The sequence below is a fragment of the Xanthomarina sp. genome, from assembly GCF_035306605.1.
Taxonomy (GTDB): Bacteria; Bacteroidota; Bacteroidia; order Flavobacteriales; family Flavobacteriaceae; genus Xanthomarina.
This window is the reverse complement of the sequence record NZ_DATGNR010000010.1, coordinates 1-16,020: the sequence shown is the minus strand read 5'-3', so window position 1 is coordinate 16,020 and position 16,020 is coordinate 1. Positions and strand designations below refer to the sequence as shown.

15 protein-coding genes are annotated in these 16,020 nt (G+C 32.7%); 1 reads left to right on the top strand and 14 read right to left on the bottom strand.

Translation table 11 applies throughout. The features are described from left to right. Positions 1–630, top strand: coding sequence for a response regulator (locus VKY41_RS01270; protein ID WP_500812618.1), 630 nt, complete (start codon positions 1–3; stop codon positions 628–630). Here the strand turns inward: VKY41_RS01270 and dnaG are convergent. The 14 genes from dnaG to VKY41_RS01200 form a co-directional block, all read right to left on the bottom strand. Further along, positions 616–2,586 carry a DNA primase gene (gene dnaG / locus VKY41_RS01265; RefSeq protein WP_500812617.1) on the bottom strand — a complete coding sequence of 657 codons (1,971 nt, stop codon included), beginning with the start codon at positions 2,584–2,586 and terminating at the stop codon, positions 616–618. The two genes, VKY41_RS01270 and dnaG, sit on opposite strands and share 15 nt — an antisense overlap. A 316-nt stretch (positions 2,587–2,902) precedes the next feature. Continuing rightward, the gene (locus tag VKY41_RS01260) at positions 2,903–3,607 is read right to left on the bottom strand and encodes a hypothetical protein (RefSeq protein ID WP_500812616.1); all 705 of its coding nucleotides are present in this window, start codon (positions 3,605–3,607) and stop codon (positions 2,903–2,905) included. Positions 3,608–3,731: 124 nt separating this feature from the next. Then, positions 3,732–4,709: a polyprenyl synthetase family protein gene (locus tag VKY41_RS01255; RefSeq protein ID WP_500812615.1), complete on the bottom strand. Its 978-nt coding sequence runs from the start codon at positions 4,707–4,709 to the stop codon at positions 3,732–3,734. Between the two features lie 34 nt (positions 4,710–4,743). After that, on the bottom strand, positions 4,744–5,784 hold the full coding sequence (rlmN, locus tag VKY41_RS01250; RefSeq protein ID WP_500812614.1) for a dual-specificity RNA methyltransferase RlmN: 1,041 nt from the start codon (positions 5,782–5,784) through the stop codon (positions 4,744–4,746). Between the two features lie 286 nt (positions 5,785–6,070). Further along, positions 6,071–7,120 (bottom strand): tRNA preQ1(34) S-adenosylmethionine ribosyltransferase-isomerase QueA, encoded by a 1,050-nt coding sequence (gene queA / locus VKY41_RS01245; RefSeq protein WP_500812613.1) that lies wholly within the window; start codon positions 7,118–7,120, stop codon positions 6,071–6,073. A gap of 125 nt (positions 7,121–7,245) precedes the next feature. Continuing rightward, entirely contained in the window at positions 7,246–8,508 is a 1,263-nt protein-coding gene (locus VKY41_RS01240) for a 3-phosphoshikimate 1-carboxyvinyltransferase (protein ID WP_500812612.1), read from the bottom strand. 4 nt (positions 8,509–8,512) lie between these two features. Beyond that, positions 8,513–8,839: a nucleotide pyrophosphohydrolase gene (locus tag VKY41_RS01235; protein WP_500812611.1), complete on the bottom strand. Its 327-nt coding sequence runs from the start codon at positions 8,837–8,839 to the stop codon at positions 8,513–8,515. Positions 8,840–8,841: 2 nt separating this feature from the next. Then, positions 8,842–10,866, bottom strand: coding sequence for a DUF3858 domain-containing protein (locus tag VKY41_RS01230; protein ID WP_500812610.1), 2,025 nt, complete (start codon positions 10,864–10,866; stop codon positions 8,842–8,844). Between the two features lie 3 nt (positions 10,867–10,869). Then, complete coding sequence (locus tag VKY41_RS01225; protein WP_500812609.1) at positions 10,870–11,601, bottom strand: DUF3858 domain-containing protein; 732 nt, start codon at positions 11,599–11,601, stop codon at positions 10,870–10,872. Then, positions 11,534–12,775, bottom strand: coding sequence for a DUF3857 domain-containing protein (locus tag VKY41_RS01220; RefSeq protein ID WP_500812608.1), 1,242 nt, complete (start codon positions 12,773–12,775; stop codon positions 11,534–11,536). The genes VKY41_RS01225 and VKY41_RS01220 overlap by 68 nt, the downstream gene beginning before the upstream one ends. A 75-nt stretch (positions 12,776–12,850) precedes the next feature. Then, a complete protein-coding gene (dtd, locus tag VKY41_RS01215) occupies positions 12,851–13,303 on the bottom strand; it encodes a D-aminoacyl-tRNA deacylase (protein ID WP_500812607.1) in 453 nt (150 codons plus the stop codon). Positions 13,304–13,384: 81 nt separating this feature from the next. After that, the gene (rsgA, locus tag VKY41_RS01210) at positions 13,385–14,344 is read right to left on the bottom strand and encodes a ribosome small subunit-dependent GTPase A (protein WP_500812606.1); all 960 of its coding nucleotides are present in this window, start codon (positions 14,342–14,344) and stop codon (positions 13,385–13,387) included. Between the two features lie 51 nt (positions 14,345–14,395). Next, positions 14,396–15,478 carry a chorismate mutase gene (locus VKY41_RS01205; protein WP_500812605.1) on the bottom strand — a complete coding sequence of 361 codons (1,083 nt, stop codon included), beginning with the start codon at positions 15,476–15,478 and terminating at the stop codon, positions 14,396–14,398. Positions 15,479–15,566: 88 nt separating this feature from the next. After that, a partial coding sequence (locus VKY41_RS01200) for a prephenate dehydrogenase dimerization domain-containing protein (protein ID WP_500812604.1) occupies positions 15,567–16,020 on the bottom strand: 454 nt, incomplete at its 5' end.

The window sequence follows — 16,020 nt, the reverse complement described above, 5'->3', positions numbered from 1 at the left end:
ATGATAAAACTGTTAGTGGTTGATAGCCACCCTATTATTAGAAAAGGCATCGAACTTTTGTTTGTTGCATCCAAAGACATAACGGTAGTTGGGGGAGTAAGTAATGGAGAATCTATATTTGATTTTCTTAAACAGGAACAAGCAGATGTAATTTTATCTGAAATAGACCTTCCCAAACTTAATGGCATTACAGCCTTAAGGCGTTTATCTAAGGAATTTCCACAAATAAAAGTTCTCATGTTTTCTGCGCAACCTGAAGAAATCTACGCGCTTAATACAATTAAAGCAGGAGCTTCTGGGTATTTGTCTAAAAGTGCCAACATAGTTACCCTTAAAGAAGCTATTATAAAGGTTGCTCAAGGAGGTAAATATTTAAGTAATAACTTAGCAAGTAAAGTGGCTTTTGGAGGACCTGCCAGCCATTCCAACCGATTTCCTTATAAAAAACTTTCTACCAGAGAAATTGAAGTGTTAAAACTTATTTCTGTGGGAAGGAAAAACAAAGAAATTGCAGAAGAACTTGAAATTAATGAAAAAACAGTTAGCACATATAAAGCGCGATTAATGAAAAAACTACATGTAGAAAACATAGTAGATTTAATTAACAGAGCTAAATTAATGGAAATTTAAAGAGCTTTTGTTCAACTTTCTTGATAGTAAGTTGTCCAGTTTTTTGTAACCAACAACCTCCTCCAATATTTCACGATATTGCACTTCTAAATTACTCTTAGTTTCTTGACTAAGCGCATCTATTTTCTTGCTAATTAAAAAACAACGTAAATTAAGTATGGTTTCATTTACCAACTGTGCTACGGAATCAGTCTTCTCTTTTGGAAAAATATTCTTCCGCTCCCAATTAGATAAAGTATACCGCTCGTCTTCCATTAAAATAGTTGTCATTTCTGAGGCTAACTCCGCATCTACGTCGTTTACAAAATTCTCTAAGGCAAATTCAGGATTTTGATTTAAGGTATCAATAATTTTATAGTAGAGGCCTTTAAATTTCACGTTTGTAAACTCCATTTCATCCTCCTGTAGATCTAAAAATATTTTTTCAAATACTTTTGCTTGATGAACTATAGGCTCTAAAACCAACTCGTGTTTTTCGTTTTCTTTTAGGATTAAATCTTCAAAATCTTCCGTTCTATTTCCATACAACAACAAAATTTGAATAATTTTTCGCTCCAATTCATATTGAACATCAACTCCCTTTTGGACTGGTTGGTTCTTTATAACATCAAAAGCCTTTTGCTCTTGGTTAAATTGTTTGCTAGCATCTTGGAATTCTTTTTTTGAAGATTGCGCTAAAGTACTATACAGAACATCCTCACTAATATCCATGATTTTGGAACACTCTTGAATGTATATTTCACGCTTAATTCTGTCAGGAATTTTAGAAATGCTATTAACAATATCACGAACCGTTTCCGCTTTCTTAATAGGGTCATTTTTAGAAGCCTCAAACAACATAGAAGCTTTAAACTGGATAAAATCCTGGGCATTCTCTTCTAGGTATAGGGTTACTTCTTCTAAAGTATTTTGTTTTGCAAAACTATCAGGATCGTCACCTGCTGGAAAGGTGCATATCTTAACGTTCATGCCTTGTTCCAAAATTAAATCAATCCCACGAAGGGATGCTCTAAGCCCAGCTTCATCACCATCAAATAATACAGTAATATTTTTTGTCAATCTGTTTATTAATCGGATTTGATCTGGAGTCAAAGCTGTTCCAGATGAAGACACTACATTTTGAATTCCTCTTTGGTGAAATTGTATAACATCCGTATATCCTTCAACCAAATAACAATTATCTTCTTTAGCTATACTCTGCTTAGCATGAAAAATTCCATAAAGCACTTTACTTTTATGGTAAATATCACTTTCAGGTGAATTTAAATACTTGGCAGCTTTTTTATCGTTAATTAAAATTCTTCCTCCAAACCCAAGAACTCGTCCGCTCATACTTCTTATTGGAAACATAACACGTCCTTTAAATCGATCAAAACGCTTTTCGCCTTTAACGATGGTAACCCCCGTTTTTTCGAGAAATTCTAGTTGATACCCTTGCTTTAAAGCCTCGTCTGTAAAAGCTTGCCATTCGTCTAAGGAATAACCTAAATGGAATTTTTTTATGGTTTCTTCAGTAAAGCCACGTTCTTTAAAATAACTTAAACCTATAGCTTTTCCTTGATCTGTTTTGTGTAATATATTTTGAAAATACTTGCTTGCAAACTCACTTACCAAATACAAACTTTCACGCTCGTCAGCCTGCTCCTTTTGCTCATTAGTTTGCTCGGTTTCTTCAATTTCAATATTGTACTTATTAGCTAAGTACTTTATGGCTTCAGGATAAGTAAAGTGCTCGTGCTCCATTAAAAAGGCTACAACGTTCCCTCCTTTCCCACTTGAAAAGTCTTTCCAAATTTGTTTTACAGGCGAAACCATGAAACTAGGAGAGCGTTCATCACTAAACGGACTTAAACCTTTAAAACTACTACCAGATTTTTTTAATTGGACAAAATCGCCAATAACCTCTTCTACACGAGCTGTTTCAAATACTTGGTCTATGGTGGATCTTGATATCAATGGCTTAGAATTTTATAGCGTATAAAAGTACTAAAATTAAGTCTTAATCATATAAACTTCTGTTAAACCTATTTAAATTTTAAAGCTAAAAAATGGAATTTTAATAAAATAATTGGTGTTATGGCGTTAAGCAGATAAAAACTAGAACTTACTGCATAGTAAATAAATATCTATCGCATATTTTGAACGATTCTAAACTTATTAAAGCAAAACCTTTTATTTAGATTGTAAAAACTTGCAGTGCTCCAATTTATATTGAAAAGCAAATGTATAGAACATCTACATCAAGCAATTTATTAAAATATTTTCTTTGAAGTTACACTATGGATTCAGACCTACTACGTTGCCAATAATAAAAACCAATGTATATAAATATAAAGTATGCATATAGCATTTCTCTAGTTTCAGCCATGGCCATTTTAACCAATACTGGTGACGAAACTGCTAACACAAAGGACAAGACAAATATAATTAGCATAACAAATAGTAATTTTATTCCTGGTTTTTGATATCCAATTCTTAGTAGTAGAGTTTCAACTTTTTTATTGAACATGAGAAGAGGTAAAGCAAAAAAGTAGCCAAAAAAGCCTATTCTAAAAATATTTTGAGAGGATTTGAAGAAATTAATTACCCCTGCTTGGCTTATTTTACCGTCAACAAAAAGCTTCTCGCCGACAAACATATCTAGGTTATGGAAGTTGAATTCCTTTTGAACATTAACTGCTTCAACTGCAGGAACAGAATAATTAAAAACTCTTTGAAACCAGCTTGTTTCCTCTCCCAAAAAAACAAAACACAAAATCACCCAAGTAATAGGGAACACCAATTTCTTTTTGGTTTTAAAAATCACAACTAAGCAAAGTATAAAAGCTAAAAGGTAGAAAAACGCCGTCAAGTATTCTATCGGCCCATCTTCTTGATTTAGTTCAGAGACATAGTTTGCATCTCCAAACCAGTTAAAGAGGACGAAAACTAATCCGAAGATTAATGATATTGGAAATAACCAATTGGTACTAAACATATCGTAAGAGATTAAGACTATTAACAATCTTACTATCAATCAATTACGAATATTTAAAGATATAGAGTTATTTTAAGCATTCAAAGGAAAAGTACTAAAAAGATGTTTTATTAACCGAGATATTTTACTTTTTTCTGTCAATTACATAATTAACCATAAGCTCTAGCGAGCTTTTAAATGTTGTTTTTGGATAGATTTCAAGTATTTGAAGAGCTTCTTGTTGGAATTCTTTCATTTTAGAAACAGCATAATCTAATCCTCCATTTTCTTTAACGTAGCTTATTACTTCTTTAACCCGTTTTTTATCCTTATTATGATTTTTAATAGAATTAATAAGCCATCTTCTATCGTTTTTATCTGCTCGATTTAACACATAAATTAATGGCAAGGTCATTTTCTGCTCTTTAATATCAATTCCAGTAGGCTTACCTATTGCCTCATTTCCATAATCGAATAAATCGTCTTTTATTTGAAAAGCCATTCCTATTAGTTCTCCAAATTTTCTCATGCGTTCCACATGGTCCGATTCTGGTTTTACTGAAGCAGCACCAAGACTACAACAAGCTGCAATTAATGTAGCTGTTTTTTGACGTATAATTTCGTAATAAATATCTTCTGTGATATCTAATTTTCTGGCTTTTTCTATTTGAAGTAATTCGCCTTCACTCATTTCCCTTACGGCTATGGAAATAATTTTAAGTAAATCGAAATCGTTATTATCGATAGAAAGTAGGAGTCCTTTTGAAAGCAAATAATCGCCTACTAATACGGCAATTTTATTTTTCCAAAGGGCATTTATTGAGAAAAATCCTCGACGCCTATTACTTTCATCAACCACATCGTCATGGACCAAAGTTGCTGTATGGATAAGTTCTATAACAGAAGCACCACGATAGGTACGCTCACTAACCTCACCATTAGAAACCATTTTAGCGACAAGAAAAACAAACATAGGACGCATTTGCTTGCCTTTTCTATTAACGATGTAATGAGTGATTCTATTAAGTAACGCTACTTTAGAAGACATAGAAAGTAGGAACTTCTGTTCAAAAAGTTCCATTTCGTAGTCGATGGGCTGTTTTATTTGTTCTACTATTTTCACTTGTGTATCAAAGATATCAAATCAAATAATATAATTAGCTTTTATTAGCCAATTGTCCACAAGCCGCATCAATATCCTTTCCTCTAGAACGTCTAACGGTTACTGTAATATGGTTGGCCTCGAGCATTGACACATACATGTCTATAGCTTCGTTATTGGCGTGTTGGAATTCGCCATCGTCTATAGGGTTGTATTCAATTAAATTAACCTTACTTGGCGCAAATTTGCAAAACTCTATTAAGGCATCAACATCTTTTTTCTTATCGTTAATGTCCTTCCAAACAACATATTCGTAGGTAATTCTATTTTTTGTTTTGGCATACCAATACTCCAAAGCTTCACGTAAATCAGCTAAAGGGAAGGTTGCATTAAATGGCATGATAGACGTTCTAACTTCATCAATTGCAGAATGAAGAGATACAGCTAGTTTAAACTTAACCTCATCATCGGCCATTTTTTTAATCATTTTTGGTACACCTGAAGTAGAAACAACAATTCGTTTTGGCGACATTCCTAAACCTTCGTCAGAAGTAATTTTATCGATAGCTTTTAGTACGTTATTGTAGTTCATAAGCGGCTCACCCATTCCCATAAACACAATATTACTTAAAGGTCTGTCGTAGTATAATCTACTTTCTTTATCGATAGCCACAACCTGATCAAAAATTTCGTCTGGGTTTAGATTACGCATACGTTTAAGTCTAGATGTTGCACAAAATCTGCAATCTAAGCTACAACCAACTTGACTAGATACACACGCTGTGGTTCTTGTTTTTGTAGGAATTAAAACTGATTCTACAATTAACCCATCATGCAATCGAACAGCATTTTTAATAGTACCATCGTTACTTTTCTGCATGGTATCTACATGAATGTGGTTGATAACAAAGTTATCTTCGAGCATTTGCCTGGTTTCTTTGGAAATATTAGTCATATCTTCAAAGCTATGGGCACCTTTACTCCATAACCATTCGTAAACTTGATTTCCACGAAAGGCTTGATCTCCTTCTTTAACAAAGAAATCTCGAAGTTGCTCTTTTGTCAGGGCGCGTATGTCTTTTTTTGATGTTGTCATTGTTTTGCAAAAGTAATAAAAGGATTTTACGAAATAAGGGTTTGGATTGACGAATTACTGTTTTTGAATTTATGCAACTACCTTAGGCTAGCACATTAGGGATTGAACGGCCCGATAGCTATCGGGGTGTTTGAGCTCTTTTTATGTTGTTGCGCCTATGCATTATAAAAAAGCGAGTAGTGAAAGCGCGACACTTTTCGAACAAAAAGCGAAGTGCACAAAGTGGAATGCCCAAAAAACAAAAAAGCCCTGTATAAACAAGGCTTTTTTTTATAGGTAATCCTAATTAAATAATTAGCATAGCATCGCCATAGCTATAGAATTTGTATTTTTCTTTAATTGCTTCGTCGTACGCTTTTTTAATAAAATCGTGACCTGCAAAAGCCGAAGCCATCATCAATAAAGTTGATTTTGGTGTATGAAAGTTAGTAATCATACAGTTTGCAATACTAAAATCGTACGGAGGGAAAATGAATTTATTAGACCAACCATCAAACTCGTTTAATGTTCCGTTTGAAGATACTGAACTTTCAATAGCTCGCATTGCAGTTGTACCAACAGCACATACACGTTTTTTATTTTTAATTCCTTTATTAATAATATCTACAGCTTCCTTTTTAATAATGATTTCTTCACTATCCATTTTGTGCTTAGATAAATCTTCAACCTCAACAGGATTAAAAGTACCTAAACCAACATGTAGGGTTACTTCAGCAAAATTAATTCCTTTTATTTCTAGACGTTTTAATAGGTGTTTAGAGAAATGCAAACCAGCTGTTGGCGCAGCTACTGCTCCTTCGTTTTTAGCAAAAATTGTTTGGTAACGCTCTTCGTCTTCTGGTTCTACTTCTCTTTTAATATATTTTGGAAGTGGAGTTTCACCTAGTTCCTTAAGTTTTACACGAAAATCTCTATAAGATCCATCGTATAAGAAACGTAAAGTTCTACCTCTTGATGTTGTGTTATCAATAACTTCAGCCACTAAAGATTCTTCTTCACCAAAGTATAATTTATTTCCAATTCTTATTTTTCTAGCTGGATCTACAAGAACATCCCAAAGGCGTTGTTCTTCATTTAATTCCCTCAATAAAAACACTTCAATTCTTGCTCCTGTTTTCTCTTTGTTTCCAAAAAGTCTGGCAGGAAATACTTTCGTATCGTTAAGAATCATTACATCATCTTCGTCGAAATAGTCAATTAAATCTTTAAAGGTTTTGTGTTCGATAGTTTGTTTTGCTCTATCTAAAACCATTAAACGAGATTCATCCCTATTTTCAGCTGGATATTCTGCTAATAATTCTTCTGGAAGATCAAAATTAAAATGTGATAATTTCATATATAGTTTGTTTTTATCGTTTTCACTTTTTATAAATGAGGCACATATTTTGTGAAAATCTATTATTTTGGAAAGGTGCAAATATACGACCTGAAAGTAGGCGTTGTCAAGTATTTAGCCACTTATTATTTTGTAATTTTAAATCCAATGCTTTTAAGGTCTTCCCAAAAAGTTGGATATGATTTTGAAACAACCTCAGCATCCTTGATAATCATTGAGGTTTTTAGTGCTAAAGGTGCGAATGCCAAGGCCATTCGATGATCGTTATAAGTATTGATACTTACATTGTTTTTTAGATTTTTTGAAGCTTTTAACATCAAACTGTCGTCGGTAATTAATATTTCCGCTCCCAATTTTTCAATTTCGGTTTTAAGCGCTAATAGTCTATCGGTTTCTTTTATTTTTAAAGTATGAAGTCCGGCAAGGTGACATTCCAACCCTAATCCTAAGCAAGTTACTGCTATGGTTTGTGCAATATCTGGAGTGTTTGATAAATTCAATTTGATGGTTGTTTTACCGTTAATTGATGTTGTTTTCCGAAGAATAATATTGTTATTACTAAATGTAGTTTCAACCCCAAATTGCTGGTAAATTTCCGCCAAAACAGAATCTCCTTGCAAGGAATCCTTTTTATATGAAGAAAGGCTAATTTCTGTTCCAACTTGGCTTAAAGCCAAAATGCTATAAAAATAAGATGCAGACGACCAATCGGATTCGATTACCAATTTGTAATTGTTAATTCTTGATTGTTGTTCGACTTTTATAACCTGTTTCTTAAATGAATTTTTTATACCTACTTCATTTAGCAAACTTAAAGTCAAATTGATATAAGGAACAGATGTTATTTCTCCCTCTAAGGTAAGTTCTAGACCGTTTTCTAGTCTTGGCGCTATAAGGAGCAAAGCCGAAATATACTGACTGCTAACGTCGGCTTTTAAACTTGCCTTGTTTTGAGTTAAAGTTTTTCCTTTAATTTTTAATGGCGGAAAACCTTCGGTCTCCAAATAGGAAATCTCAGCTCCGAGACTTTGGAGTGCTTCTACCAAAATTTTTATTGGACGCTCCTTCATTCTATCAGAACCGGTTAAAACTACTTCTCTCCCATTTTGCGTGGAAAAATAAGCAGTTAAAAAACGCATGGCAGTTCCGGCATGATGAATATTGATAATGTTAGAAGTTGTGGATAAGGCTTCAGCCATTACCATGGTATCATCCGAATTTGAAATATTTTCAATTTCAATGTTTGGATATAAAGCTTGTAATAACAACAATCTGTTTGATTCGCTTTTAGAACCAGTTATTCTAATCGATAATTTACTTGTATGTGTATTTTCAATACAAACAGATTGAAGGTTTTGGATTGTTGATTTATTAAGTTTTATATCCATTAAGCTATTTTAACTTTTCGTTGTTGTGGTGTCTGTCGTGATCACGCTTGGTTTTCTTATCCATTTTCTTATCGAAAGCGGCTTGCAAATCAATTCCTGTTTGATTAGCAAGACATAAAACCACAAAAACAACATCAGCTAATTCTTCTCCTAGATCTTTATCCTTATCGCTTTCTTTTTCGCTTTGCTCACCATAACGTCTAGCAATAATTCTAGCTACTTCTCCTACCTCTTCAGTAAGTTGAGCCATATTCGTTAGTTCGTTGAAATAACGAACACCATGTTCTTTAATCCAAGTATCAACCTGTTGTTGAGAGTTTTTTATGTCCATTGCTATGCTTTTTTAAGTACAATTTTTTCAGCTTGTTTGCTTACTAATAATTCAAAAAACTTTTTGAATTCCTCATAATTAGCTGGTAAAATTAAGGTATTATTTAAATCTAATGAAATGATCAATTGAAGCATTGAGCCATTTTCTTTTATTAAATATGTAAACTCTCCTTCAGTATTATTATATTGTAATTTCTCGTTTTTTGGCAAAGACGCTACTTGAAAACCATCTGGTAACATAATATTTACCATATATTTTTTTGAAGTAGGAAAATTTAAATCTATTGGATATTTTCTAGTTTGAAGCTTAAATGGTGTCTCTTCTGTTTTTAAAAACAATAAAGGTGAAAAATAATAACTGTCGCCAATTTCCTCTAAAGCTTCTTCTAATTGATATTCATAAGATAAAAGCACAGGTTTAATTGGAACTTGCATTTCTAAAACCTCAATATTTGAAACCTCTAATTGCCCATTTTCTGACTCTATTTCTTTTACTAAATCGTCATGGGAATAACTTTCAAAGGTATTTCTATAGTTTAAAGCAGAATAATCTGTAAACTGATTTCTTACTTTTCCAGTTGCGGATAAATCTGAATTCAACTTAATATTCAATGAAACAATTTCTTTTGAAGCTTCTTCAACCGATAGGTTAACCCAATCTGAACTTCCATCTCTACGTATTAAACGTCCTTGCCAATTTAATACTTTAACAGGTAGAACATTTAGGCTAGTATGATTTTGTGAAGCATCTAAAAGCAACTGACCTTGGGCTGTATTAACTGCACAAATAACGTAGTTAAACCCAGATCTAGTTGGAAATAATGGAATACCGTTTTCTTTTGTACTTAATAAAACAGGATTGGCTTCTAAACCAGCTTCGCGCAACATAGCTATTAAAATTAAATTAATATCTGCTACATTTCCTGCTCCTTGCTTATTGGCTTGTCTAACTCCTAAGTCTGTATAATACCCGTGAAGACCATTCCATTTTACTTTAGATTTTACAAAATTAAGTATGTTATTTGCCTGTTCAACTGGATCTGTTGCTCCGGCTAATGCGGTGTTTAAGTCGTTTCCAAAATAACCAGATTTATTTAATTGCTCCCCAAACTCCGTATTATTATAAATACTTGTAGTTACTTTTTCCCAGTTGGTTGAATAATCTTTTCTAACTTGATTTGGAAATTGAATATAGTTTAGATCCATTTTCATAATAGCTCTATAGTTATCTATATTAGTAACGTAGGTCTCACTTTTTACAGCGGGAATATTAACTAAGTTAGCAGTTGTAATATATTCCACATACTTCCATTCATTTTTACTAAAGTCTGAACGCGTGCCTCTTTGAGGATTATGTGAGATTTTAGTCTGCATTTCTCCTGAAAGAAAAACGGTCGTCTCCTTATAGGTGTTATTTAATTGTGGATAATACGCTGCTTTAACATTTGGGTATTTTGAATAATTATAAAACTCTGGAGTCGTCATTTTAAAATCTAGTTTTCTTATTGGTATTTCCTGTTGAAATTCAATATCATCTATTCTAATCAGTTCCGATTGTATGGTGTATTTATATTCAATGACGCTACCTTCCTTAATATTAGGCATGGTAAACTTGGTTTTTAACCAATACTTATTTGTTTCTTCTTCGAAAATTCCATCATTTTTTAATTTGTCTTCCTTAATTTTATTACCTTCTAAATTATAGGTATAAGCCCTAAATCCTGTTAAGCTTTCTTTCAACTCATTAGATTCATTATAAAGATTAATGGATTTAGTTGCTTGATCAAATCCTTCTTTATTATAAATTTTTATACGTTCATGAATGTCGTTTTTCTGAACAAAGCCTTTGCTTTCTATATATTCAAATTTAATTTCTTGACTTCTATATAACACCGCTGCATTGACTTCTGGATCTGTTGGGTCGGATATTTCTTGAAGTTCCTCTTTACTTACTTTTCCAAATCTATAATCTTGGGCAGTTATTGTTTGTAAAGTAAATACAGTTACGAGTAAAAAAACATATTTCATAGGTTAGGTTTTAGAGTTGAAAACAATTTTGGAATTATCATGCTTATTAATACTTATAAAAAACTCTCTAAATTCTTGATAATCTTCTTTAGAATAAGAGCCTTTATTTAGAATTAATTCGCGTTTATAGTTTATTATATTATTAGTTTTTGTGATGGTTAAATTGTAAGAGCCAAACTTATTTCGGATTGAAACAGGCTTCGTTTTAGCTTCCACATCTAGATTGTTAGAAAATTTAATTTTATAAGTATCAACATCTGTAAAACCTCTTTCGATAACAAATGGTGATTTTCTATTTTTATACCTTGGAGGTACCATGGTTAGTTTATTAAACACATTAGGCTGAAATAAAAATTTACTACCTGCTCTAGAGGTATAATTAGGGATTTTAACTTTAATGTCTTCATTAAAAACAATACTATCTCTATTGTTTTTATAATTCATATTTAAAATCTCAAGATTGTTTAGGTCCTTCCAGAAATCATGCTTATAATATAATTCTTGTTCTTTTAATGTGGTATTTTGTATGCCTTCATGTTCGCCATATTGCGCGCCCTCTGACTGAATATTAACTTCTGCTAAAACAGATCCGCTTTCATCTAAATAAATATCAGCATCTATCCTTTGAACATTTTCTTCTGCGGCATATACCTTTGTATGTACAATTTTACCACCTTCTGGTGTAATTATTAAGGCATCCCTCCCTATCATCAGTAAAATTAGCAGTATACCCAAACGGATTGGTTTGACTAGTACACTCTAACCAGATATAATCGTCATTATTAGGCAAGCATAAAATAGCATGATTCCCTTGAGTTGCCGAGAAATCCTTATCTATATTTACAAGTTTATCATCTCCATAAATAATGGTATAATAAGAAGCCACTCCCACTTCTTTTAATAGGGCTTGTGTATAATTTGTTAAGGCTTTACAGTCTCCATAACTCAATCTTTCTACATCTTCTGCCAGCATAGGTTTCCAACCACCAATACCTACTTGAACACTTATATAGCGTGTTTTGTTTTGCATATATTGGTAAACAATCTTCGCTTTTTCAACGTTCGAATTAGCGTTTTCAGTAAGTTCCTTTATCTTGTTTTTAACTGTTTGAGGTAATTCTTGTGTCCCAACTAATAAACTATTGTTCATCCATAATCCAAAATCCTCCCAATTATTATTAACTCCTTTTACGCCTTCCATATCAAACTGTGTTAAAGCTGCTTTTAAAACAGGGGCATAGGTTTTAAAATCTGGACTAAAAGATTCTGGTTCTATGGATTTTAAGTTTTTAGATTTAAAATGAAAGTCGTTTAGTTTCTCAATAGAATAGGTTTCAAAATTTGAAGTTTTTATTTTAATAGGAATTTCTGAAGTATTCGTGATTTTATATTCTGAATTTTCTGAGCTTATATAGAAACCTTCAATAGGTAACCAGCTTGGAATGAAGGCTGTTGAATTATAAATAACTTTAGCTTCAAAAAGAATGGTATATGGATAATTAATGGGAGTGTAGTCTAGATATTTTACTCGACTATCGGAATATAAAGTACCACCAGGAACGGCGCTAACATCTTTAAAATCGTTTTTTCTAAATTTCTTAATTTCGTTGCCATTAGCATTAAATACTCTAGCTTCAAGGTTTTGGATGTTAATATTTTCATCATAATGATGAAAAGCTCCTATTTTATAATCGCCTTCCTTATTTAAAATTGTAACAACTCTTTTGTTTGTGTAAACAATTTTATTATAATCAATAACATCAATTTGAATCTGATCAAATCGAACAACGGCATTTGCCTTTACCTTAAGATCTAACGGAATAGAATGCACATTAAAAAGCGAATCTTCCTGTGCGATTATTTGGACGTAAAATAGTGCCGAGATTAACAAAAGTATAATTTTATGCATGTAGGCACTTCTTTTATCTATCTCAAAAATAGACTTATTTACTAAATAACAAAATTTTAAGTTAAATAAATTAGCTTATTCTTTGTTTTTTGTATCAATTATGATGGTTACCGGACCATCATTTAAGAGTTCCACTTTCATATCTGCACCAAACTCTCCTGTTTGAACCTGTTTTCCTATAACCATTTCCAATTCTTTCACGAAAGCTTCGTATAATGGAATGGCTACATCTGGTTTAGCAGCTTTAATATAGCTTGGTCTATTTCCTTTTTTTGTGTTTGCGTGAAGTGTAAACTGACTAACAACAATTGCTTCTCCATTTTGATTTATTAGGGATTGATTCATCACACCATTTTCATCATTAAAAATTCGAAGATTGGCAATTTTATTGGACAACCACGAAATATCTTCATGGGTGTCTTCATCCACAATACCTAATAACACAAGTAATCCGCTACGAATATTTGCAACTTGTTTTCCATCAATAGTGACACTTGCTTTTGAAACTCTTTGAATAACTGCTTTCATCCTATAGTGTTAATGTTTAGAGGAATGATGTAAATTGAAATGAGTATTTACTATAAATGCAAGAACTAAATTAAACTAAACCTATTCTGGTTCTTTATCCCAGTTATCAGTTCTATAATGCTCGTCTTCTCCTTCTAAAATTTGAAGATAACTTCTGTACCTTGAAAATGCTATTTCATCTCTATCTAATGCTTCTTTAACTGCACAGTTAGGCTCCTCTACATGAATGCAATTATTAAACTTACAGTCTTGTTTAAGCTTGAAAAATTCAGGGAAATAATCACTTACTTCTGCTTTATCCATATCAACAACTCCGAAACCTTTTATTCCTGGAGTGTCTATAATTTTTGCTCCAAAGCTCAAATCGAACATTTCTGCAAAAGTAGTGGTGTGTTGACCTTGGCTATGTTGTGTAGATATTTCTTTTGTTTTTAAATTCAATTCAGGTTCGATAGCATTTACTAATGTAGACTTACCCACTCCTGAATGTCCAGCAAACATGCTTACTTTGTCCTGCATCAGTGCTTTTACCTTGTCGATGTTTTTTCCAGTTGCTGCTGAAATTCCAATACATTCATACCCGATTTTTCGATAAACATGAGCTAGAAATCTCACTTCGTCCAATGTATCCTGGCTATATGTATCGACTTTATTAAAAAGTATAACTGTTTTAATAGAATATGCTTCAGCAGTAACTAAAAATCTATCGATAAAGGTTGTGAAAGTTGGAGGGTTATCAATTGTAACTAACAAAAACACTTGATCAATATTAGATGCGATAATATGTGTTTGCTTCGATAAGTTAACAGACTTTCTAACGATGTAATTTTTCCGATCGTGAATGTGGGTTATCATCCCCATTGGATTTTCGTTGTTATCGACATCTAACTCAAAATCAACTCGATCTCCAACGGCAATGGGATTGGTACTTTTAATGCCCTTAATTCTAAACTTTCCTTTTATCCGACAAGGATAAACGGTGCCAAAATCTGTTTTTACAGTGTACCAACTTCCTGTAGATTTATATACTATTCCTGTCATTATTACAAAGATGCAATTTTAATTAATAAGGAAAAATTAATCTTGGATAAACTACTTTTTAACAATCTTTTCTTGATGATTAATCGATTCCTGATGAATGGCTTTAAACATGCGTAAAATAAACTCTTCGCTTAAATTCTTTTCATCTCCTTGCTGGATCATTTTTTCCAAAACTTCATTCCATCTCTTGGTTTGTAAAACAGCTACATTATGAACTTTTTTCAAAGCACCAATATCTTCCGCAATTTTCATTCGTTTCCCAAGCATATCTATTAACTGATGATCTATAACATCTATTTGCGTACGCAGGGTGTTTATTTTATTTTTAAATTCGGCAGCTTCGCCAACCTCTTTTCTAATACGCAAATCTTTTGTGTACTGAATAAGGGTGTCTGGAGTAATTTGCTGAGAAGCATCGCTCCAAGCTTTATCCGGATTATTATGGGTCTCCACCATCAATCCATCGTAGTTTAAATCGAGAGCTGTTTGACATAAATCAAAAATAACATCCCTTCGACCGGCAATATGCGAAGGATCTAATATAAGTGGTAAATCGGGAAATCGATTTTGTAAATCGATTGGAATTTGCCATTCCGGATTGTTTCTATATCTGGTTTTTTCATAAGTTGAAAATCCACGATGGATAACCCCTAATTTATCGATTCCAGAAGTGTGAAATCTTTCCACTGCTCCTAACCAAAGTGATAAATCTGGATTTACCGGATTTTTAACCAAGACAATTTTATCGGTTCCTTTTAAAGCTTCAGCAATTTCCTGAACAATAAACGGACTTACTGTTGTTCTTGCTCCAATCCAAAGCACATCCACATCATGTTCCAATGCTAAATCCACATGATTTGCATTAGCAACTTCGGTAGCTATTAACATTCCTGTTTCTTCTTTGGCCTTTTGCAACCATTTTAAACCCAAAGCTCCAACACCTTCAAAATTCCCTGGTCGTGTTCTTGGCTTCCATATCCCTGCTCGCAAAACAGTTGCATCACTCTCTTTTAATTGATGTGCTATATTTAAAACCTGCTCTTCGGTCTCTGCACTACAAGGTCCAGCAATCACCAAAGGATGCTTTAAATTAAAAGCATTTAACCAGTTTCTTAGTTCTTTTTTGTTTTTCATAATATTGTTAATTTTCCTGTCTTGTTGAAAGCCAGGTAAAAATCAAGTTTCTTGTCTGTCAAGAGACAGGCTAAATTCGAGTTTTTACTTATTGTATTCCGTTTAAAATCTGTTTGATACGATTGGTGTTTTCCATATCGTTAAAAACATATTCATAATCGTCTAATTCCATTGCGTCTTTAAATTGAGATAAATTATTTATATACTCGTTTAAAGTATCGATAACATTTGCTTTATTTTGTTTAAAAATGGGTGTCCACATCTGTGGTGAACTTTTTGCCAATCGGACGGTTGAAGCAAACCCGCTTCCTGCCAAATCGAAAATATCCCGTTCGTTCTTTTCTTTTTCCATAACCGTTTTCCCCAACATAAACGCACTAATATGAGATAAATGAGACACGTAAGCAATGTGTTTATCGTGCGCTTCTGGATTCATATAACGCATATTCATTCCCATAATTTTAAAAATACTTAAAGCACGTTCCTGTAACTTAAAAGCCGTTTTTTCAACTTCGCAAATAATGTTCGTTTTATTAAAAAAC

Bases quoted from the DNA above. Each gene is read 5' to 3' on its own strand.
- VKY41_RS01205 (WP_500812605.1), bottom strand. From the start codon at position 15,478: ATGAAAAACAAAAAAGAACTAAGAAACTGGTTAAATGCTTTTAATTTA.
- rsgA (WP_500812606.1), bottom strand. From the start codon at position 14,344: ATGACAGGAATAGTATATAAATCTACAGGAAGTTGGTACACTGTAAAA.
- VKY41_RS01270 (WP_500812618.1), top strand. From the start codon at position 1: ATGATAAAACTGTTAGTGGTTGATAGCCACCCTATTATTAGAAAAGGC.
- queA (WP_500812613.1), bottom strand. From the start codon at position 7,120: ATGAAATTATCACATTTTAATTTTGATCTTCCAGAAGAATTATTAGCA.
- VKY41_RS01235 (WP_500812611.1), bottom strand. From the start codon at position 8,839: ATGGACATAAAAAACTCTCAACAACAGGTTGATACTTGGATTAAAGAA.
- VKY41_RS01230 (WP_500812610.1), bottom strand. From the start codon at position 10,866: ATGAAATATGTTTTTTTACTCGTAACTGTATTTACTTTACAAACAATA.
- dtd (WP_500812607.1), bottom strand. From the start codon at position 13,303: ATGAAAGCAGTTATTCAAAGAGTTTCAAAAGCAAGTGTCACTATTGAT.
- VKY41_RS01260 (WP_500812616.1), bottom strand. From the start codon at position 3,607: ATGTTTAGTACCAATTGGTTATTTCCAATATCATTAATCTTCGGATTA.
- VKY41_RS01220 (WP_500812608.1), bottom strand. From the start codon at position 12,775: ATGCATAAAATTATACTTTTGTTAATCTCGGCACTATTTTACGTCCAA.
- rlmN (WP_500812614.1), bottom strand. From the start codon at position 5,784: ATGACAACATCAAAAAAAGACATACGCGCCCTGACAAAAGAGCAACTT.
- VKY41_RS01240 (WP_500812612.1), bottom strand. From the start codon at position 8,508: ATGGATATAAAACTTAATAAATCAACAATCCAAAACCTTCAATCTGTT.